This is a genomic window from Paludibacterium paludis, from assembly GCF_018802605.1.
Taxonomy (GTDB): Bacteria; Pseudomonadota; Gammaproteobacteria; order Burkholderiales; family Chromobacteriaceae; genus Paludibacterium; species Paludibacterium paludis.
Map to the genome: position 1 here is coordinate 576,727 of NZ_CP069161.1, position 20,500 is coordinate 597,226.

The following is a 20,500-nucleotide window of genomic DNA, read 5'->3' on the forward strand; positions in this document are numbered from 1 at the left end:
TCACTTCCAGGGTCGGTGGTAAGCGCCAAGGGTATCCTGGCGACCTTCCGAGACATTGTTCAAGGCCTGCTGCCAGCCGGCGCGCACGGTGAACCGGTGTTTTTCCCGGCCGGCGGCGTCGATCGCCTCGCGCAGCGCGCGGGTCACCTGCGCGACATAGGCGGGGCTGCGCTGGCGGCCTTCCACCTTGATGGCCGCCACGCCGATGTCGATCAAATCGGGCAGCATGGTCATGACGTTCAGGCTGGTGGGTTCTTCCAGTGCGTAATACGTTTCATCCGCGACTTTGAAGCGCCCCTTGCACAGAGTCGGGTAACCGGCCGCTTCATCCTTGACGAACTGGTCGATCAGAATGCCGTTCAAGCGAGCCTTGAGCGCGTCGGAGCCCTGCTCCCAGCGCACAAAGCGCGCGGGTGAGCAGGCGCCATGGGTATTGGGCGATTCACCGGTGGCATAGGAGGACAGCAGGCAACGTCCTTCCACCATGACGCACAGGCTGCCAAATCCGAACACCTCGATTTCCACGTCGGTTTTCTCGATCACGCTGCGCACTTGATCGAGTGTCAGCACGCGCGGCAGCACGGCGCGGCGGATGCCGAACAGGTCGCGGGCAAGGTTGATGGCATGGTGATTGGTGGCCGATCCTTGCACCGACATGTGCAGGCGCAGTTGGGGGTGCCGACTGGCGGCGTATTCCATCAGACCCAGATCGGCGACGATCACGGCGTCCACGCCCAGATCGGCCGCCTCGTCCACCGCGCTGCGCCAGTGCCCGATGCCTTCGCCCTGGGCAAAGGTATTGATGGCCAGCAGGATTTTGCGGCCTTTCTGGTGAGCGTAGCGGATACCTTCTCGGGCCGCTTTGTCATCGAAATTCAGACCGGCGAAATTGCGCGCGTTGGTATTGTTGCGCAGACCCAGATACACCGTGTCGGCGCCATGGTCGATCGCGGCCTTGAGCGCCGGCAGGCTGCCGGCCGGGCAGACCAGCTCGGGCAGGTGGGAGGTATCTGTCATGACGTTTCACTAAGGTGGAGAGAAACGCCTCACGTTAGCAGAGAGGTCCTGCCTTGCCTTTGTCCGCGATCAAAGGCAGGGGCGGAACTGTACTGTTGTCAGAAAGGCAGGGGGGAGCGCGTGACGGCGATACGCACGATGAACAGCACGGTAAGCAGCGCGGCGGCGAACGCCAGGCGACGCTGCAGGAGCGGCAGACGCGGTTTGATGGCCAGCGTGCCAAGCCCGATGTACAGGATGAGCAGTCCGATTTTCGCGGCGATCCAGGAAACGTCGAGCGGATTCACGCCGAGAATGACGAGCATGGCGACCGCGCAGCCGAGCAGCACAGTATCGTTGATGTGGGGGGCGATGCGCAGCCAGCGCGGCAGTACGACCCCGTCGTGTCTTAGCAGCAGGACGCCGCGCAGGGTGAACAGCAGAATGGACAGGGCCGCCGCGCTCATGTGGGCGTGCTTGATGAGAATATAAGATGTCATGCGCGGATCTCGGGAGAAATAAGGGTCAATGATACACTGTGATCCTGTCGGGAACGGGGGCACGGAAACCATGCTGCATTTGTATCAATCCAATCGTCTGGAGCAACTGGGCGATCTGTTTTGCGCGATGACCCGCGCCGTGCCGCTGTCCAACCCCTTTCAATCCGAAACCGTGCTCGTGCAAAGCCGTGGCATGGGGCGTTGGTTGTCGATGACATTGGCGACAAAAAATGGTGTCGCCGCCAATCTCGAATATATTTTGCCTGCGGCCTATTCCTGGCGACTTGTGCAACTGACTCTGCCCGATCAGCCCCGGCTGTCGCCGTTCTCTCCGGACGTGCTCACCTGGCGTCTGATGGCGCTGTTGCCGACGCTTGACGACCCGGTTTTCGCGCCGCTGGTCCGCTACGCCGGTCTTGGCCGGACCGCCTGTTTCGAGCTGGCCGGAAAGATTGCCGACGTGTTCGATCAATACCTGGTGTTCCGGCCCGACTGGATCCGCGCCTGGGAGCGTGGGAAACGGCTGGATCTTGGGGAGGACGAACCCTGGCAGGCCGAATTGTGGCGGAGACTGGCAGAGGCCGCGCCAGACCGACACCGGGTGCGCATGCTCGATGAGTTCCTGCCTGCGCTGGGTGGCGTCGCGCTGCCCGAGCGCATCACGCTGTTCGGCATCTCCAGCCTGGCGCCGATGTATCTGGCCCTGATCAAGCGTCTCGCGGAAGTGACCGACGTGTGCGTTTTTCTTCTGAATCCCTGCGAAGCCTATTGGGGCGATCTTGCGGATCCGCGCAGCGCGATGCGCAAGGGCCGCGTGCTGTCGGAGGAGGACGAGGGCCACCCACTGCTGGCCTCGCTTGGCAAGCAAGGCAGGGATTTTTTCGATCAGATCGTCGAAGAGTTGCCCGAGTTCCATTGGCTCGATGCCGTCGGGGAGCCCGACACACTGCTTGGCCGGCTGCAGCGAGGCATCCGCACTCTGACGGCGCCGGAAGCGGATGTCCGGCCTTTGGCGGAAGGCGACCGTTCCATCGAAATCCACGTGGCCCACGGCGCGATGCGCGAAATGGAAATCCTCAAGGATGCGCTCTTGGGATTTCTCGCCGACGATCCGACCCTGACACCGGCCGATATCGCCGTGCTCACCCCGGATATCAATGCCGCCGCGCCCTACATCGACGCTGTTTTCGGGGCGCGCGAGGATGCCCCCAATCTGTCCTACAGCATCGCCGACCGCCGGGTCGAGCGCGAGGAGCCGCTGCTGGCGGCGTTCCTTGCGTTGCTCGAACTGGCGGACTCGCGCTTTGGCGCGCCGGATGTGCTCGCTCTGCTCGAGTGTCCCGCGGTGCTGCGCCGTTTCGGCCTTGGCGCCGACGATGTGCCCTTCATCCACGATTGGGTCAGGGAAAGCGGCATCCGCTGGGGACGGGACGCCGGACACAAGCGCGAGCTTGGCCTGCCGGCCGACCCCATTCATACCTGGCGCTGGGGGCTTGACCGTCTGCTCCTTGGCGGCGTGCTCCCCGAGTCGCTGGCAGGCGACCGCTCGCCCCTGTTCGGCGGCCTGCTGCCCGATGGCGCGGCGGCGGGCTCGCTCCATGCTCTGCTGGCGCGCTTCGCCGATTGTCTTGACGTTCTGTTTTCGATGGCCGAGCGCTTTGGGGAGCCGTGCTGCGCCGAGGACTGGCAGGCGCGCCTCAATCACCTGGCCGACGCGGTGCTGGCACCATCCGGCGAGGAGGAAGCGGCGCTCGACACCTTGCGCGAGGCCCTTGCCGGCCTGGTGGAAGAAACCCGGCTGGCGGGATTTACCGAATCCCTGCCGCTCGCGGTGGTGCGCGACGCGCTGGCGCGGCGGCTGTCGGTGGCGTCGCAAAGCGGGTTTCTGTCGGGGGGGGTAACCTTCTGCGCGATGGTGCCAATGCGCTCCATTCCCTTCCGGGTGATCTGCCTGATCGGCATGAACGATGGCGCGTATCCGCGCGACGAGCGCCCCGTCAGTTTCGATCTGGTGGCGCGCCACCCCGCGCGTGGCGATCGCTCACGCCGTTTCGACGACCGCTATCTGTTTCTCGAGGCGCTGATGTCCGCGCGCGACATTTTGTATCTGTCCTATGTCGGACTGTCTTCCCGCAGCGGCGAGACACTGCCCCCTTCGCCGCTGATCGCCGAGTTGAGCGACGTGGCCGCGCGCATGTGCGGCGCGGTGTCGCCGGATGGGCGCCGCGCCTTCGAGTCGCGCATTGTCGTGCGCCACCCGCTGCAACCGTTTTCCGGATTGGCCTATGACGGCCGCGACCCGCGTCTGGCGAGCTTCGATGTCCGCTATGCCAGAGCCCTGGCCTTGCCACCCCGTGACGAAGCGCCCTTTTCCGCGCCCTTGCCCGAACCCGCGGATGCCGACAGTGTCCGGCTCAACGATTTGCTGCGTTTCTGGCGCATGCCCTGCCGGGCATGGCTGGCGGACCGGCTGGGAATACGGCTGTCGGCCCAGGCGGTTGCCCCGCCCGCCAGCGAGCCGTTCGCGCTGGATCGCGATGGTCGGCTGCGCATTCGCGAAACGTTGCTCGACGCCATGGTGGAGGGGCGGCCTGTCAGGCCGGCACGCGACAAGATCCGCGGCGCGGGCTGGCTGCCGCCGGCGGCCCTTGGCAACGCATGGCTCGACCGGGAAAACGATGCCGGCCGCACGCTCGCCGCGCGCTTGCCGAAGACATTGGCCGAAGCGGTGCTGCCCCCTGTCATGGTGCACCGGGCCGCCCGTCATGGCGTACCGGCCCTGGTCGGGGAATTGTACGGCTTGCGTCCTTCCGGACTCCTGTCGGTGGTGCCGCGCAAGGCTTTCGCCGGTGAAATCATCGAGGCCTGGCTGCGTCACCTGATTGTGTGCGACGCCGCGCCGGCCGGTGTCGCGCTGTTTTCCGCGCTCTACGACGAGACGACGGCGTATCGCTGGGGACCGGTGTCCAATGCCGCCGAACACTTGGATGAATGGCTGCGCTTGTGGCGCGAAGGGCAGGTGCTTCCCTTGCCGCTGTTCCCGCGCACCAGTCTTGCGCATGCGCGCGATCTTGCCGAAGGTGGCGATGATGCGACGGCGCTGATCGCCGCGCGCGGAGAATGGGAGCCGATGTTCGACGCCAAGCGCGCGCAGAAGGACGACGCGGCGGTCGCCCTGGTTTTCCGGGGGCGGGAGCCACTTGAGGATCCCCTGTTCGCCGGGTTGTCGCGGTGCTTGCTGGTGCCAATGTGGAAGGCGCGTCTCGATGATGGCGAAGGAGAGGCATCATGAGTCACGAACCGGTCGAGTTCGTGCCGCTGGACGTTCTGGATTGTCCGTTGCGCGGCGTCAATCTGATCGAAGCGTCCGCCGGGACCGGTAAAACCTGGACGATCGCATCGCTGTATTGCCGGCTGCTGCTGGAGGAGACGGACGGCTGCGCGCCGCCGCTGGTGGACGCCATTCTGGTCGTGACCTATACGCGCGCCGCGACGGCCGAATTGCGGGATCGTCTGCGCCGGCGGCTGGAAGAGTTGCTTCTGGTGTTTCAGGGGCACCCCGGGACGGATCCCTTCCTGAACGCGTTGGCCGATCGTTTTGCCGAGCCGGAGGCCCGGGAACGGGCGGTCATGCGTCTGACCCATGCGTTGCGCGGATTCGACGCGGCCGCCATCTACACGATTCACGGATTCTGCCAGCGGGTCTTGACGGATGCGGCATTCGAATCGGGACAGCCATTCCATTGCGAATCCCTGGAAGATGATTCCGACGAGTTGCTCGCCATTGTCGAGGATTACTGGCGCGAACGTGTGGTGACCGATCCGGTGCTGGCCGGCGTTGTGGCCGAACGGGGAGAAACCCCCGAGCTGTGGTTGAACGATATCCGCCCCTGGCTCGCCCGCCCCTATCTGCACAAACCCCATGTCGCGGAAAACGATCTTGCCCCGCTGGCCGAGTCTGTCGCCTCCTCCTGGAACGAGCTTGTCGGCGATGCAGGATGCGTTGGGGACGGGTTCGCGCTGCTGGCGCGCACCGAAGGGTTCAAGGCCAACATTCTGGGCGCCGCGCAGATCGAACGCTACCGCCGGCAATTGTGCGCGATGGTCGATACCGGGGTGCGTCCGGTGGTCGACGAGGCGGTGCTGCGGTTTTCCCGGCTCGCCCCGGACGGTCTCGCCGCGGCGATGAAAAAAGGATTCACCGCACCGGAGCACCCGCTGTTCGGCAAGATCGGCGCGTGGATGGCGGCGTGCCTCGCCTACCGCGATGCGGTTCAGTTGCGGTTGACCGCGTTGCGTCTCGCCCTGATCGATTGGGTTGACGCCGCGTTGCTCGAACGGCGCAGGGAAGAGCGCAGCCGCAGTTTCGACGATTTGTTGACGGGGCTTTCCCGGGCGCTGGATGACCCGGAGGCGGGCGAGGCGCTCGCCCGCCGGGTCGGCGATACCTTCCGCGTCGCGCTGATCGACGAATTCCAGGATACCGATCCCGTTCAGTACGGGATTTTCCGGAAATGTTTCATCGCGCCGCGGCGCGGTCCGGTGTTCCTGGTCGGCGATCCCAAGCAGGCGATTTACAGTTTCCGAGGTGCGGATATCTTCGCCTATCTGAACGCGCGCGAGGATGTGACGGCGCCGCCGTATTCTCTGGACACCAACCGCCGTTCGCTGTCCCCCCTGGTCGACGCGGTCAACGATCTGTTCGCCCGTCCGCAGCCGTTTTTGCTTGATCGTATTCATTACCAGCGGGTCAAGGCCGATCCCTCGGGCGGGGTGCGTCTGGCGGTCGAGGATGACCGGCCGGCATTCGTGGCGCAGTGGCTGGGCGTCCCGGAAAACGGTAAGCCGATGAGCAAGGAAGAGGCATCGCGGCGGGCGGCCGAAAGTTGCGCCAACGAAATCGCCCGGTTGCTCGGACTCGCCGCCCAGGGGCGGGCGCGCCTTGAAGGGGAGACATCCAGGGCGCTCGGCGGCGGCGATATCGCGGTCTTGGTGGCGACGCACCGTCAGGGCGAGCGCATCCGCGAAGCGCTGCGCGAGCGAGGGGTTCACAGTGTCGCGCTGACCCAGGAGAGCGTGTTCTCCACCGCCGAGGCGACGGAAATGCTGGCTCTGCTGCGTGCCTGGGCCGAACCGGCGAGCGACCGCCTGCTGCGCGTGGCCCTTGTTACCCGACTGATGGGGCTGGATGCCGGCGAACTGCTGGCTCAGGTCGATGACGAGACCGCCTGGGATACACGCCTCAGGCTCAATCAGGAAGATCACCAGCGCTGGCTGGAAAAAGGATTCATGACAGCCTGGCACGCTTTTCTCGCGCGGGAAAAGACCGCCGAACGGCTGTTGCCAACGCCCGGCGGCGAGCGGAGCCTGACCAACTTCTCGCACCTGGCCGAACTGCTGCAAAAAGAAAGCGGGACGCGGCGCGGGCTGGTGCCGCTGATGACCTGGTTCGAGTCGCGCGTGGCCGAACCGCCGGGCGGCGAGGAGGCCATCCTTCGGCTGGAGAGCGACGCATCGCTCGTCAAGATCGTGACGATCCATACCTCCAAGGGCTTGCAGTATCCCGTGGTGTTCTGCCCCTTCCTGTGGGACGGCGCGCTGGAACGGCGCGATACCGCCTTCTGGCGTTTTCAGGAGGAGGGCGGAACATGGCTGATGCCCGACACCCTGGCCGACGACACGCAGCGGCTGATGGCGCGCAGCGAGATGCTCGCGGAAAAATTGCGCCTGCTGTATGTGGCGCTGACGCGTGCGCAGTTTCGCCAGTATGTCGGCTGGGGCTGGGTCCAGAAAATGCAGACCGCCGCGCTGACCTGGCTTTGGCATGGCAAGGACGCGGCGTCGCTGGCGGATCTGGAGGCGCTCAAGCCGGATCCTGGCGCCATGCTTGCCGATCTGGACGCGTTCATCGCGGCGAGGCCCCTGGAGCGGCGGCGGATTGATGCCGGAGAAGGGCGGATCGACGGCCCGTCCCTGGCGCGGGAGACCGGCACGTTCGCCGCCCGGGCTTTGGCGCGCGATCTGCGTACGCCATGGTGGGTCGCCAGCTTCACGTCGCTGACTCACGCCGCCCACGGTGCGGTCGCGACGCATGTGGCGGAGCGGCCCGACCATGACCGTGGCGAGTGGGCCTCCGACGAGGCGCTGGCGCCCGACCGGTTCGGTTTTCCGCGCGGGGCGCGACCCGGAACCTGCTTGCACGCCATTTTCGAGTCGATCGACTTTACCTGGCCCGATGAGCCGTTGCGTGATGCCACGCACGAGGTTCTGGCGCGTTTCGGGATCGGCGACATGTGGCGCGATGCGGCGTTCGATATGGTCAAACGGACACTGGAGGTGCCGCTTGACGACGGAGTGACGCTGTCGCGCGTGCAGAACGCCCGGCGTCTGGTGGAAATGGAGTTTCTTCTGCCGGTCGGCCGTCTCGATATCCGCATGCTGCGTGGTGTGCTGACCGACCCCGCCATGGGGCTCGCGCCCCCCCTGCGCGCGGCGGCGGCCACACTCGAGACGCCGACGGTACGGGGTTTTCTCAAAGGCTTCATGGATCTGGTCTTCGAGCTTGACGGCCGGATTTACCTCGTCGACTACAAGTCCAACCATCTGGGATACGAGGAGGCCGATTATGGTGAGGCGGGGCTCGCCGAATCGATTGCCCGGGAGCATTATTATTTGCAATACCTGATTTATTGCGTGGCGCTCAAGCGGTATTTCGCCGCGCGGGGCATCGTCTTCGCCGAACGGTTCGGCGGTGTCCGTTATCTGTATTTGCGCGGTTTGAATCCGGAAGGCAACGGCGTCTGGCGCGACAGGCCTTCGTCCCGCCTTCTTGACGCGCTCGACTCTCTGTTCACTGTTTCCTGAGGACGCATCATGTTTGAATCGGCTGAAATCGGTCACCGCATCGACAAGGACTCGTTCCGCGAGCAAGTGCCGAAATTGCGCGAGGCGCTGCTGGACCTGCAATACGACCTGAAAGAGAAAGCGGATTTTCCCGTGCTGATCCTGATCCACGGTTTTGATGGCGCCGGACGCGGCGAAACCATGAACCTGATCAATGAATGGCTTGATCCGCGACTGATCCGCACCGAAGCGTTCTCCACCCCCAACGACGAGGCGCGGGCGCGGCCATGGATGTGGCGTTACTGGAACGCGCTCCCGGAAAATGGCCGGATCGGCATGTTTTTCGGATCGTACTATTCGGACCCGCTGTTCGCGCGGGTCTACGACGAGATCGATACCGATGCGCTTGACCGCAAGTTGTTCGATATTCTGCGTTTCGAGCGCATGCTGACCCAGGATGGCGCGCTGGTGATCAAGTTCTGGTTCCACTTGTCGCGCGAGAAACAGAAAAAGCGCCTGAAAACCCTGGAGAAGGATCCCGCCACCAGTTGGCGCGTGACCGAAACCGACTGGCGTCACTACGATCTTTACAATCCCATCCGCAAATATGCCGAACACGCGATGCGTCTGACGAACACGGCGGACGCGCCATGGGTGGTGGTGGACGGGGAGGACGCGAATTACCGCAATCTCACGGTGGCCAACACCATTCTCAATGCCGTGCGCAACCGCCTCTCCGGCGCGAAGCCTCAGGCGGGAAACATCGATGCGCCGCCGCTGCTGGCCCCGATCGACGACAAGCTGGTGCTGGATGCCCTGACGCTCGATCAATCGATGGACAAGGTCAGCTACCAGCACGAGCTCGATCATTTGCAGGGCCGGCTTTACCGGCTGACGCGCGACGAGCGCTTCCGGGACCATTCGCTGGTTCTGGTGTTCGAGGGCAACGACGCGGCCGGCAAGGGCGGCAGCATTCGCCGCATCACCCAGGCGCTGGATGCGCGCAGTTACCGGGTGGTGCCTGTCGCCGCGCCGACCGAGGAGGAGCGCGCCAAACCCTGGCTGTGGCGCTTCTGGCGCAATGTGCCGGGCAAGGGTGGTATTACCGTGTTCGACCGCTCCTGGTACGGCCGGGTGCTGGTCGAGCGTGTCGAGGGTTTCGCCCAGGAGCCGGACTGGATGCGCGCCTATTACGAAATCAATGATTTCGAGCACCAGCTGATCGACAACGGAGCCATCGTGGTGAAGTTCTGGCTGGCCATCAGCAAGGAAGAACAGCTGGCGCGTTTCAAGCTGCGCGAGGAGACCGGCTTCAAGCGCTTCAAGATCACCGATGAGGACTGGCGCAACCGCGACAAATGGGATCAGTACCGCCTTGCGGTCAGCGACATGGTCGACCGTACCAGCACCAGCAAGGCGCCCTGGACCCTGGTCGAGGCGAACAACAAGTATTTTGCCCGCATCAAGGTGTTGCGCACCGTGTGCGAGGCGATCGAAAAGCGCCTGGAGGATTGACGCGTGGACAGGGCCGACGGCAATGATAGCCTGGCGGCGCAGCTTAACGCGCTGTTCGCCCGGCTGGATCCCTTCTGGGACGAGGAGGCGGCGGGGGTTGTCGGGCGCCTTCTCGATGCGAATTCGGCCGGACATGTCTGCTTGCCGCTGACCGGTCCGCGCGATCGGGCCCGCCTGGCCTGCTCGCCGCTGACCGGCCGTCCCGGGCAGTACGCTCCGTTGGTGCTGGACGAGGCGGGGCGGCTGTACTTCGCCCGGCACTGGCACGACGAGACCTTGCTTGCCGAGCGCCTTGGCGCCATGGCGCGCGTCACGGTCGGGGTCGATGACGAGGCGCTGGCAACGGCGCTGGCCGGGTTGTTTCCCGGCGAAGAGCGTGTGCCCGATCGCCAGAAACTGGCGGCGGCGCTGGCGGCCAGACGGCGGCTGATGGTGATCAGCGGAGGGCCGGGAACCGGCAAGACGACAACGGTGGTCCGGCTGCTGGCCTTGCTGGCGGGCCTGCCTGGCCGCCCGTTGTCGATGGCGATGGCCGCGCCGACCGGGAAGGCGGCGGCGCGGCTGGCCGAATCGGTGAATGCCTCGATCGCCAAGATGCCGCTGGATGAGGATACGCGCCGGCAACTGCCGCGCACGGCATCCACGCTGCACCGGCTGCTCGGCGTGAGGCCGGGGGAGGCCAGGGCCCGTCATCACGCCGGCAACCCTTTGCCCCTGGATGTCCTGGTGGTGGACGAGGCATCGATGATCGATCAGAGCCTGATGGCGCGCACGGTCGAGGCGCTGCCATCGGGGTGCCGGCTGATTCTGCTCGGCGATCGCGATCAATTGTCATCGGTGGACGCCGGGGCGGTGCTGGGCGATCTTTGCGGCAGGATCGAATTTCGCGAGGAAACCCTCGCCTGGCTCGCCGAGGTGGCCGGCCCCTTGCCCGACGATCTGGCGGTCGGCGATGGTCCTCTCGCCGATTGCGTGATGCTGCTGACTCACAGTCACCGCTTTGCCGCTGGCGGAGGCATCGGCGAATTGGCCCGGCGGGTGAATGCCGGCGATGCGCAAGGCGCGCTCGCGGCGCTCGATGATCCCGCCTCCGGGGACATCGGTTGGTGCGGCTCCGATCTGATCTTCGCCGCGTACGACAAGCGCCGGGATTATCTGGCCGAAGCCCGGCGCGGCTCCGATCCCGCGGCGATTCAGCGCGCTTTCCAGTCCTTCATGCTGCTGGCGGCCGAGCGTCGTCAGATCGAGGCGGTCAACCAGGGTATCGAGCGACTCCTCGAGCAGGAGGGTGTCAAGCCGGCCGGGCGCGACGGCTATGCCGGCCGGCCGGTCATGGTGACCGAGAACGACTACGGTATTCAGCTTTTCAATGGCGATATCGGCTTTACCGTGGAGCGGAGCGATGGTTTGAGGGTGTTGTTTCCCGACGCTTCCGGCGGTTGGCGTGAAATCGCGCCGGGACGTTTGCCGGCGCATCAGACGGTGTATGCGATGACGGTGCACAAGAGCCAGGGGTCGGAGTACGGGGACGTCTGGCTGGCGTTGCCCGACACCCCCACCCCCTCTTTGGATCGCGCCCTGATTTATACCGCGATTACCCGGGCCAGAGAGTCGTTCCGGGTGCATGGCGGCGCGCCGGTATGGCTTGCCGGCGTGTCGGTACGGACGTGGCGCGACTCGGCCCTCGCCGAACGCCTGCGCGGGTAAGTGTGGCCGGATTGCCGATGGATGCGCGCGTTTCGGAACTGTCCGGTGGCGTTTCCCCCGGCAAACCCCGTAATATGCGTCTTTTCCAGGACTGTATGTCGGAGGAATGCAATGCTGGTGGAAGACGTGCTGGGCTACCTGGGCAAGGTGGCCCGCTATGACCCCGATTCTTTCATTCCGCTTTTTATCGGCGGCGAACGCATGGGGTGCGTCAACGCTCAGTGGCGTGAACGGTTGCTGGCAACGGGAGCCGGGTTGTTCGTCGAAACGCGCGATGGTCTTGCCTGCCGGGCGGGCGTTTCGTACGAGCAGATCAGCGGCCGTTTGCAGGCGGAAGCGGAGGGGTGGCGCGACGAAGGCTGGCTCAATGGCTGGCGCAACGAACGGTTCACGGCGATGCGTCAGAATGGCGAGCCGGTATTCGAGCTGGAACGCGCCGCGTTCCGGCCTCTTGGCCTGACCAGTCAGGCCGTGCACGTGAACGGCCTGTGCCGCCTGCCCGGCGGCGAAGTGCGAATGTGGGTGGGCCGCCGCAGTCCGCACAAGGCGGTGGATCCTAACCGCATGGACAATATGGTAGGCGGAGGCGTGGCGTCGGGCGAAAGCATTGGCCTCGCGCTTGAGCGCGAATCCTGGGAAGAGGCGGGTATCCCCGCCGGAAGGCTGGAAGGATTGACCCGCCAGTCGTTGCTGCTCGCCGAACGTCCGGTGGCGCGCGGCTTGCACCGGGAATGGCTGCATGTGTTCGACGTATGGCTGCCCGAAGGCGATATTCCCTGTAATCAGGACGGCGAAGTGGCCGAGCATCAGCTCCTCTCTCTGGAGGAGGTCGAATGTTTGCTGATCGGCGAGCGTTTCATGATCGATGCCGCGCTGGTCGCCTGCGACTGCCTTGCCCGGCTCGGGTTCTGGGGAGAGGAGAGCGGGCGGATCCTGGCGTTTCTCCGCTCGGAGGCGGCGCGTGGCGCCCGGGCGCGGGCGGGGGTTTGACCCTGGTCAAGGCGGGCGCGTTGCGCTTGATTAGAATGTGGGCTCATGCCGTGCGCCGGGGGTGGCTTCCTCCCGGTCGCGGCAGCAGCTTCCCAGCTCTTCACCCCGACAGACCGGTCCCCCAGCCGGTCTGTTTCCTGCCGTCCGTTTTTTTTCCTTTCGCATTGCCGTGCGCTGGCGTGGCGCCGGGTATAATGAACCCACACATCCAGAATTCTATTCGCGCGCGGTGCGTCGTTCGAAGGGCACGGTCAGGCCGTGCGCTGGCGAGGAAGAGGGAATGTACAGGTTGAAGCTGTTTTCCAATATTTTTGGTGTCGACGACCGGGGGCCGATGCACCCCACCCGCGAGGAAGCCCGCAAGGCGGCCCAGAAAATGCTGCTTTTCCACCACGGCAAGGTGCGCATCGAGATTCACCGCATCATCGATTTGCGCACCCGTAAAACCGAAAAGATCGAGGAAATCGGCCAGCAGTGAGCGTCACTCTCCGCCGCAGCGCAAGGGGGTGAGCGACAGGCCGCTCTGGTCGAGTGAATAGCGCCGCATTGCCGTCACCCGTCCGACCTGGCAGTCGAATGCGTCTCCACGGAACACCTCGTTCCGGATCCGTTCCAGCACTTCGTCCCTTTCCGCCCCGTCGCGGCAACGCCGCAGCCAGCTCTTCGCGGGGAACGGGGGCGTGCCGCCGTCCATCCACTGAAACCCGCCGATGGCCTTGAGCCTGTCCTTGTCGTCGAAGCGCACCTGAATGGAAATGAGCCAGGACGGTTGGCGCGCCTGTTCCAAGAGTTGGCGGAAGGCGCTGTTTCCCGGCCCGCCGATGTCCAGTGCGAGAATGTACAGCAGGGCCCAGCAGTCGTTCAGCGCGCGGTGGCTGTCATAGAATACGCCGGATTTGAGAGCCAGCATTTCCAGCTTGGCGCTTGCGTAACCGGCGGCCATCCAGTCGATTTCATTGATCGAGCAGGCGAAGGCCTTGTCCTTGAACACGGGCCAGCGCCGTTCCATGAATGGCCGGTCGAAGGAGGCGTTGTGGGCGATGACCAGATCGGCTTTTTCGGCGATTTTCATGACTCGTGCGTCATCGATATGCTGGCCAGCCAGGTGTTCGTCGCTCAGACCGGTGACGGTTTTCACGATATCGTTGAGCGGTTCGCCCGGATCCTCGAGCGCGCTGTAGGAGTCGACCGCCTCCAGCAGCAGGCCGCTGGCCTTGTGATAGCGCACCAGCAAGAGACCGATTTCGATGACTTTGTCCCGCTGGCGGTCCATGCCGGTCGTTTCGGTATCGGCGATCAGCGCGAAGCCGGTCGGACCGTCGTCGGGCGCCGGGCGCGCGAGCGTTTCGGGTATGCGTGTTAGGAGGCGGAAGTCCGGACTGGCGCGGACCACATCGAGGGCGTCGGAAAGAGTCATGACTGTCTGAAGAAAAAACTCACGAATCGCCACGTTACCACGACTCCCTTCGCCTGTCCGGCGGCAATCATGCCGCAGGCTGTCCGGACGGCTTGACCGGATAGGCTATTTTTAGCCTGCAGACGCGGGACTCCCAGTTTTCCGGAGGCGCATCGAAACATTCGATGGTGAAGCCCGTGCGCTCAGGATCCATGCTGGCCGGAGATTTCGCGCCGAGCAGCCAAGCGTAGAGTCCCGGCATCTGGGGCAGGGAAACCGACAGCGATTGAGTCGCCATGGCGCCGCCAGGAATGGAGATGACCAGCCACTGCGGTGGTGGCAGCTCCCTCGACGGCGCCTGGATGGCGCACAGATAGCGGAGCCGGTTCTGGGCGGTGAAGCCCGGATCGTCGTACATGACGCCGAAGCACGGCGAACAGGGCAGGCCGGCTTGCCGGCAGGATGCTGCGAAGTCACGCCAGAAAGTCGCCCGCTCGTCCCAATCGCCCTGGTACTGTCTGGCCCACAGGGTCTGTTCGGGCCAACAGGCGTCTTCGTGCTGTCCGACCGGCGGGCGTGTCAGCCAAATGGGCCAAGCCAGGGTGTTGGAATGTTTTTGCCGGAAACGATGGGGCGACAGGCCGTAGTGACGGGTGAATGCGCGCGTGAAGGATTGCTGGCTGGCAAAACCCAGGCGCCGGGAGAGGCCTTCCAGCGAAACCCGGGTGCGTGACAAATGCACGGCGGCGGCTTCGATGACCGTTTTCCGGATATACGCCTTGATCGAGTGGCCCGACTCCGAGCGGAACAGTGTTTCGAATTGCCCGGGAGGAAGCTTCAGGCGGCTGGCGAGCTTGCCCTGCAATCTGACAGAGGAGAACGCCTCCTGAGGGAGGCGGTAGATCTCGTGCTCGATGATCCGGATGCTTTCACTGACCCTGCTGTCCACGCAAAATCCTGATGATTTTTGATCGGTATGGGAGAGTTAATCGATAAAAAGGTAAAATGTTAATGCGTAATTAATCAAGATTAAATATGTTGAAAGTATATATTTTATCTCTGACGGTCTCATTTTTACGACATTATTTATCAAAATTAAACCGCATATGTATGCATTGCGGCGAACGCGTCCGGTTCTCCGGACGATTGCCACGCTTGGTCAACCGCGGCACCGCGGTGGAGCGCTTTGCGTGGGCTTCGGATCAGCCTGTTATACCGTAAGCATTTCATACGTTTGAATGCTACTCATCCGTTTCCGCCCACCTGTCTTCAAGGACAGGTGCCTGTCATTTTGGTGCTGGCTACTCTTGACATCGTGTATCCCGAATCGCGCCGACCCAGGACCCGGGAGGGGCCTGTGCCGCCGCATTTCGTCGTCGAATGCCGGTTTTCATGATGGAGGGGCTGTGATGTCCGGGATCAGGGAGGTGCCGATTGGCGAAGTAGCCCCCGGGGCCTGGCTTGAGGCAGATGTCACCGGCCCGGAGGGGCGAGTGCTGCTGCCTTCGGGCTGTGTGCTGCACGAAGCGGCTCTCGCCTGCCTGAAGCGGGTCGGGGTGAGTTCGCTGCGCATTCGTGCGGAACCGGTTCTGATCTGCCGCGAGCGTGCGCTGCGCTGGCACGTCATGGAGCGGCGCATGCAGCATCTGTTCCGCTGTGCCGGCGAGGGGCCTTCCGCCCGCAAGCTTCTCCGGTTGCTGTGCGATTACCGGCTCAGGCAGGAGAGGTGAACATGGGGCTCGCCGAAGAGTTCACGCTGTCCCCCGAGAGAGTGGCGGAAGGGATCGGCAGGTTGCCATCCCTGCCGGCGCTTGCCATGGAGCTGCTTCAGCACATCGACGGTGAACCCGATACGGGCGAGGTGGCCGAGATGATCGGCCAGGATCCTGTCCTGACAGGAAGTCTTCTGCGCATTGCCAACTCCTCCTTCTATGGTTTGCAAGGCAGGATCGGCACCATTCCCGATGCAATCACCGTGCTGGGGCTGGGCAATGTGAGGACATTGGCGATGAGTATGGCGTTGGCCAACGTTTTCAACCGGGCAGGGGGCGCGCCTGTGGCCATGAGGCGCTTCTGGCAGCACAGCGGAGCCGTGGCGATTTGCACCAAATCGTTGGCCAGACGGCTTCGCGTCAATGAGTCGGCCGCTTTTGCCGCCGGGCTGCTGCATGATATCGGCCGCTTGGTCCTGCAAAGCGCGTTTCCCGGACATTTCTCCGCGGTTTGCACCTATCAGCAGCACGTGGATTGCGAAGCGTTCCAGGCCGAGAACACAGTGCTGGGAACGGATCACGCCCAGATCGGCGCGTGGCTCGCCCGGAGCTGGAATTTTCCGGATACCCTGCAACGGGCGATCGCCTACCATCATACGCCCGATTGTCTGGAAGCCAACAGGCTGGCCGGCTTGGTCCACGTGGCCGATTGCGTGGTGCACGCGCTCGACATCTGCGAGGACGAGCAGGAACGGGTGCCGAGGATCGATGATGCGGTGTGGCGTTGCTACGAGTTGCCCCGCGATCAGATGGTGGCGGTATTGGGCGAAGTGGAAACCCATTTCGGTACCGCCTGCGATATTCTTCTGGCGGCGTGATCCCGCGAGGTTTCCAATTCCATTCGTCCGTGTGGCCCCGCCCGCCAGGGCATCGCCTCACCCGGGGTAGCGCGGCGCCGCCAGGCCGTGCCGAGCTCAAGACCGCCGCATCCGTCATCGTTGTATAGCGAACCACGCCATCAACCCCGGTACGCAAAACAAGACGGTGATTCCGATGTGCGTACCTGCGAACCTCCCAAGCCTTTCCATCGTCGCCTTATGTTAAGACGTTCCCTGGCTTCTCTGCTTGTCGGGCCTTGGCGAGTCGAACGCGGCCTCAATCTTGCCGAGTGACCAGAGTGTTATGACCTGAACCCCGGAAGGAGCTCGCGGTTCGGCGGCCTTGCCGTGTCCTTGGGTGGGAGGGGCAGGGACTGAATATTTCCGCCTGTGTGGCGTATAGTGCTATGAGGCGGGCGGGAATCTGTCCATCCGGGTGACGGGAGTTGCGAGTCTGAATCCGGTCCTATGAACCGGTGACGGAATGCAAGCGATTGATTTACAGAAAAACACGAGAGAGGGAAGTGGCGCACCCGACAGGGATCGAACCTGTGACCTTCAGCTTCGGAAACTGACACTCTATCCAACTGAGCTACGGGTGCAAATCGATGCAGACACGGATAATAGCGTAAGCTTCGCGGAGCGTCTAGTACATGCTTTTGCCTTGGCGTTACGCTTCTCGTATAATCACCCCTATTTTAATTGTCATTATTTTTCAGGCGAGGCTCGAATGAGTAATGAGAACGTAATGACTCCCTCCCAGATCATCAAGATCCTGGTCGGCGTCGTTGTCTTTCTTGTCGTGGCGATCTACCTCCTGGCCAAGTTGGCCACCAGCGGTTTCAATGTAGACGCCGAGGTTATGACCAAGGAAGCCGTCGCGGCTCGCCTGAAGCCGGTCGGTCAATCCGTTGCCAGCGATGCGCCTCCGGGAATGCGTTCCGGAGAACAGGTCTACACCGCCGTATGTATTTCCTGTCACGGCACGGGCTTGGCCGGTTCCCCGAAATTCGGCGATGCCGCGGCGTGGGGCGCGCGTATTTCCAAGGGCTTCGATACCCTTGTGACCCATGCGCTCGGCGGTTTCAACGCCATGCCTGCCAAGGGCGGCGCAACCGACCTGACCGACGATGAAATCAAGCGTGCCGTGGCTTACATGGGCAATGCGGCGGGTGGCAAGTTTACCGAACCGGCGGTTGGCGGCGCGGCGGCCGGCGCGAAGATCGATCCGGAAGTGAACGGCAAGAAGATTTACGAAAGCCTGTGCGTGAGCTGCCATGGAGCCGGTGTCGCCGGCGCGCCGAAGTTCGGCGACAAGGCCGCGTGGGCCGCGCGGACCAAGGCCGGTATGGAGGAAGTCCAGAAGATCGCGACCAAGGGTCTGAACGCGATGCCGCCCAAAGGCGGGTTTACCGGTAGCGACGAGGAATTCCGTTCCGCCATCGACTACATGGTGAATCATTCCAAATAAGTGATTTGATTCAATGAAAAAACGCACCGTCCGCTGGATGGTGCGTTTTTTTTTGCCTTCAGGTCGTTGACGCGTGCATGAAAAATCCGCCGGAACAGCGAAACCGGCGGATTTTCAGAAAAACGGTGCGACTTACTTGGTTCGCTGGGCTTCGATGACGATGTTCAGCTTGACCTCGTCGGCGATGGCCGGAACGTAGGTCTTCATGCCGAACTCGCTACGTCGGATCACCGTCTCGGCATTGGCGCCGTAGGTTTCGATGCCGCTCATCGGGTTCTTGCCGCCTTTGAAATGGGTGACCTTGAGCGTCACCGGACGGGTCACGCCAAGCAAGGTCAGCTTGCCTTGCACCTCGCTGAGTGTTTCACCGGCGAACACCAGTTTGTCGGACGTGAATGTCAGGGAAGGATACTTTTCGACATTGAAAAAGTCCGGCCCCTTCAAGTGCTTGTCCCGTGCCGCCCAGAAGGTTTGCAAGGAGGCCGCGTCGATCTTGATGTCGACGGCGCCGTCGCGGGCTTCGGTGTCCAGCGTCACGGTGCCGCCGACTTTGGCGAACAGCCCGATCTGCTCGGAAAACCCGAGGTGATTGACGGTGTATTGAGCGTAGGTATGGCTCGGGTCGACGGCATAAGTGGCCGGTGCGGCCTGGACCGCGGCCGCCAGAGAGAGGGTCGACAACGAAACGGCAATCAGCTTGATCATGGTGGTTTCCTTATGGTTTGAGCGATGTGCGACTTACGTACCTGCGAAGGCGATATGGAATTTGATGACGACTTCATCGGCCACCGTGCCGGTGTCCGCCCATTCGCCTTCGCCGATCTTGAACTGGGTGCGCTTGACCGGCAGCGAACCCTCGACATGCGTCAACTTGCCGTCCTGACGGATCGTGAACGGCGCAGACAGATCGCGGGTGACGCCCTTCAGGGTCAATTTGCCGCTGACCTGAAACCGGTTGCCCCCCAGTGGCTTGATGGTTGTGCTGACAAAGCGGGCGGTCGGGTACTGGGCCACATTGAACCAGTCTTTCTTGCGGGCTTCCGTTTCCGCGTCGCGGGTGGGCAAGGCGATGCTGGTGGTGTCGATTGTCAGGTCGGCCTTGCCCGCCTGGGGTGCTTTGGGGTCGAAGGCGACCGTGCCGCCGAATTTGCGGAAACTGCCGTCCAGCGGCACGTTCAATTGCTTGAGCGTGAAGCCGATGCGGCTTTGCGCCGGGTCGGGCTGCGCGGCGGAAAGAGGCGCGCCGGCGAGCAAAAACAGGGCGGGGATGAGACGCTTCATCGTGGATCTCCGTGTCGTTGTGGGAGTATCAGGAACGGGGCGCGCGCAGGCTCATGCGCCACAAGGTGCCATCCTTGTCGATCAGATGGTGCTTGAGCGCGAAGACGACGTGACCCGCCACACAGGCCGCGAGCAGCCAATTGAGCGCGACGTGCACCGCCGCCAACCGGTCGGCCAGTGTTTCATTGGCCGCGACAAGATCGGGAAGTGGCAAAACGGACAGGTACACTACCGGGAACCCCTTTGCCGAACTCATTGTCCACCCGGTGAGCGGAATGGCGAACATCAGCACATAGAGCAGCGCATGGCCGGCGCCCGCCGCGAAGCGTTCCACCGGCCCCATGTGGCCAGGCAGGGGCGGGGCGGGTTTGACCAGTCGCACGACAAGGCGCAACGCGGCAAAGCCCAGTACCGTGATGCCGATCCATTTGTGCCAGCCGATCAGCTTGAATTTCGCGGGGGACAGGGGGAGTCCGTCCATGTAGAGCGCCAGCGAGAACGCCGCCACGATCAGGACGGCCATCAGCCAGTGCAGGGCGATGGCGGGGGCGGAATAACGGTTAACGGTTTGCAAGCCGGTTCTCCTCGCAAGTTTTCGTGAAGGCCATGCGCAGCCGGGCCAGTCCTTCGCGCAGCGCGTTCATGTCCTCTGCGCAAAACGGTTCGAAGGCTTTCTCCATATAGTCCAGATGACTGGGGAAGACACTGTCGAACACGGCCTCGCCCTGCCCGGTGAGGGCGATGAAGATGCTGCGGCGATCCTGCTCGGCGACACTGCGCCGGATGAGGCCTTTCTCCTCCAGCCTGTCCAGTACCCCGGTCAGGGTTCCCTTGGTGATGAGGGTTTTCTCCGAAAGCTCCTTGCAGCTCATGCCGGGCGTGTTTCCCAGGGTGGCGACCACATCGAACTGGGGCGGAGTCAGTCCCAGTTGGCGGATATGGTAGGCGGAGAGCTGTTCGAACGCCTGGTAGGTGCGGGCCAGTTCTCTGACCAGCGGCAAAAACGATGTCTGCATGGGTACTAGGTGTAAAAAGTATATTTTAGAAGCATAATATTAGTTCTAGTTAGAACGAAATGCAAGCTTGCGGTTGCCATTCGCCCCTTTCCTGCCCGATACTCCCGGAAGAAAAACGGTCCGGCGTCTTTCTGCCTATTCCCTATGCGAAGCAAGTTGCAGATATAATTGCTGGACCATTATTCGCCTTAACGC

The 20,500-nt window shown here is 63.2% G+C and carries 17 protein-coding genes and 1 tRNA gene; 9 read left to right on the plus strand and 9 right to left on the minus strand.

Features of this window, described 5'->3' with window-relative positions:
- Positions 1-1,017: a ubiquinone anaerobic biosynthesis protein UbiU gene (ubiU, locus tag JNO50_RS02690; RefSeq protein ID WP_189536542.1), complete on the minus strand. Its 1,017-nt coding sequence runs from the start codon at positions 1,015-1,017 to the stop codon at positions 1-3.
- Between the two features lie 98 nt (positions 1,018-1,115).
- Positions 1,116-1,496: a SirB2 family protein gene (locus JNO50_RS02695; RefSeq protein ID WP_189536544.1), complete on the minus strand. Its 381-nt coding sequence runs from the start codon at positions 1,494-1,496 to the stop codon at positions 1,116-1,118.
- Between the two features lie 70 nt (positions 1,497-1,566).
- Here JNO50_RS02695 and recC point away from each other — a divergent pair, with 70 nt between their 5' ends.
- The 6 genes from recC to JNO50_RS02725 all read left to right on the plus strand — a co-directional run bounded on the left by recC (position 1,567) and on the right by JNO50_RS02725 (position 13,029).
- A complete protein-coding gene (recC, locus tag JNO50_RS02700; RefSeq protein WP_189536546.1) occupies positions 1,567-4,788 on the plus strand; it encodes an exodeoxyribonuclease V subunit gamma in 3,222 nt (1,073 codons plus the stop codon).
- Positions 4,785-8,360: an exodeoxyribonuclease V subunit beta gene (gene recB / locus JNO50_RS02705; protein ID WP_189536548.1), complete on the plus strand. Its 3,576-nt coding sequence runs from the start codon at positions 4,785-4,787 to the stop codon at positions 8,358-8,360. The genes recC and recB overlap by 4 nt, the downstream gene beginning before the upstream one ends.
- 9 nt (positions 8,361-8,369) lie before the next feature.
- A complete protein-coding gene (gene pap / locus JNO50_RS02710; protein WP_189536550.1) occupies positions 8,370-9,854 on the plus strand; it encodes a polyphosphate:AMP phosphotransferase in 1,485 nt (494 codons plus the stop codon).
- 3 nt (positions 9,855-9,857) lie between these two features.
- Positions 9,858-11,561 carry an exodeoxyribonuclease V subunit alpha gene (gene recD, locus JNO50_RS02715; protein WP_189536552.1) on the plus strand — a complete coding sequence of 568 codons (1,704 nt, stop codon included), beginning with the start codon at positions 9,858-9,860 and terminating at the stop codon, positions 11,559-11,561.
- A gap of 111 nt (positions 11,562-11,672) precedes the next feature.
- Positions 11,673-12,551: an NUDIX hydrolase gene (locus JNO50_RS02720; RefSeq protein ID WP_189536554.1), complete on the plus strand. Its 879-nt coding sequence runs from the start codon at positions 11,673-11,675 to the stop codon at positions 12,549-12,551.
- Positions 12,552-12,831: 280 nt separating this feature from the next.
- Positions 12,832-13,029 (plus strand): hypothetical protein, encoded by a 198-nt coding sequence (locus JNO50_RS02725; RefSeq protein WP_189536556.1) that lies wholly within the window; start codon positions 12,832-12,834, stop codon positions 13,027-13,029.
- A 3-nt stretch (positions 13,030-13,032) separates the two neighbouring features.
- On the opposite strand, the gene JNO50_RS02730 is transcribed toward JNO50_RS02725, so the two are convergent.
- Together JNO50_RS02730 and JNO50_RS02735 are read right to left on the minus strand one after the other, a co-directional pair.
- Complete coding sequence (locus JNO50_RS02730) at positions 13,033-13,968, minus strand: 3'-5' exonuclease (RefSeq protein ID WP_189536558.1); 936 nt, start codon at positions 13,966-13,968, stop codon at positions 13,033-13,035.
- A 67-nt stretch (positions 13,969-14,035) separates the two neighbouring features.
- Positions 14,036-14,896, minus strand: a complete 861-nt coding sequence (locus JNO50_RS02735; RefSeq protein ID WP_189536560.1) for a helix-turn-helix domain-containing protein — start codon at positions 14,894-14,896, stop codon at positions 14,036-14,038.
- A gap of 460 nt (positions 14,897-15,356) precedes the next feature.
- Between JNO50_RS02735 and JNO50_RS02740 the strand changes: the two genes are divergently transcribed.
- Positions 15,357-15,677 carry a hypothetical protein gene (locus tag JNO50_RS02740; protein WP_189536562.1) on the plus strand — a complete coding sequence of 107 codons (321 nt, stop codon included), beginning with the start codon at positions 15,357-15,359 and terminating at the stop codon, positions 15,675-15,677.
- A gap of 2 nt (positions 15,678-15,679) precedes the next feature.
- On the plus strand, positions 15,680-16,537 hold the full coding sequence (locus JNO50_RS02745) for an HDOD domain-containing protein (RefSeq protein WP_189536564.1): 858 nt from the start codon (positions 15,680-15,682) through the stop codon (positions 16,535-16,537).
- Positions 16,538-17,062: 525 nt separating this feature from the next.
- On the opposite strand, the gene JNO50_RS02750 is transcribed toward JNO50_RS02745, so the two are convergent.
- Positions 17,063-17,139, minus strand: a tRNA-Arg gene (locus JNO50_RS02750).
- Here JNO50_RS02750 and JNO50_RS02755 point away from each other — a divergent pair.
- Entirely contained in the window at positions 17,136-18,008 is an 873-nt protein-coding gene (locus JNO50_RS02755) for a c-type cytochrome (RefSeq protein ID WP_189536567.1), read from the plus strand. The two genes, JNO50_RS02750 and JNO50_RS02755, sit on opposite strands and share 4 nt — an antisense overlap.
- 132 nt (positions 18,009-18,140) lie before the next feature.
- Here the strand turns inward: JNO50_RS02755 and JNO50_RS02760 are convergent, their stop codons facing one another.
- The 4 genes from JNO50_RS02760 to JNO50_RS02775 are packed head-to-tail and all read right to left on the minus strand — an operon-like array spanning position 18,141 to position 20,305.
- The gene (locus JNO50_RS02760; RefSeq protein ID WP_189536569.1) at positions 18,141-18,713 is read right to left on the minus strand and encodes a YceI family protein; all 573 of its coding nucleotides are present in this window, start codon (positions 18,711-18,713) and stop codon (positions 18,141-18,143) included.
- 33 nt (positions 18,714-18,746) lie between these two features.
- A complete protein-coding gene (locus tag JNO50_RS02765; RefSeq protein ID WP_189536571.1) occupies positions 18,747-19,289 on the minus strand; it encodes a YceI family protein in 543 nt (180 codons plus the stop codon).
- A 28-nt stretch (positions 19,290-19,317) separates the two neighbouring features.
- On the minus strand, positions 19,318-19,863 hold the full coding sequence (locus JNO50_RS02770) for a cytochrome b (RefSeq protein ID WP_229804920.1): 546 nt from the start codon (positions 19,861-19,863) through the stop codon (positions 19,318-19,320).
- Entirely contained in the window at positions 19,850-20,305 is a 456-nt protein-coding gene (locus JNO50_RS02775) for a MarR family winged helix-turn-helix transcriptional regulator (RefSeq protein ID WP_189536573.1), read from the minus strand. Before JNO50_RS02775 ends, JNO50_RS02770 begins: the two co-directional genes overlap by 14 nt.
- Positions 20,306-20,500 lie beyond the last annotated feature (195 nt).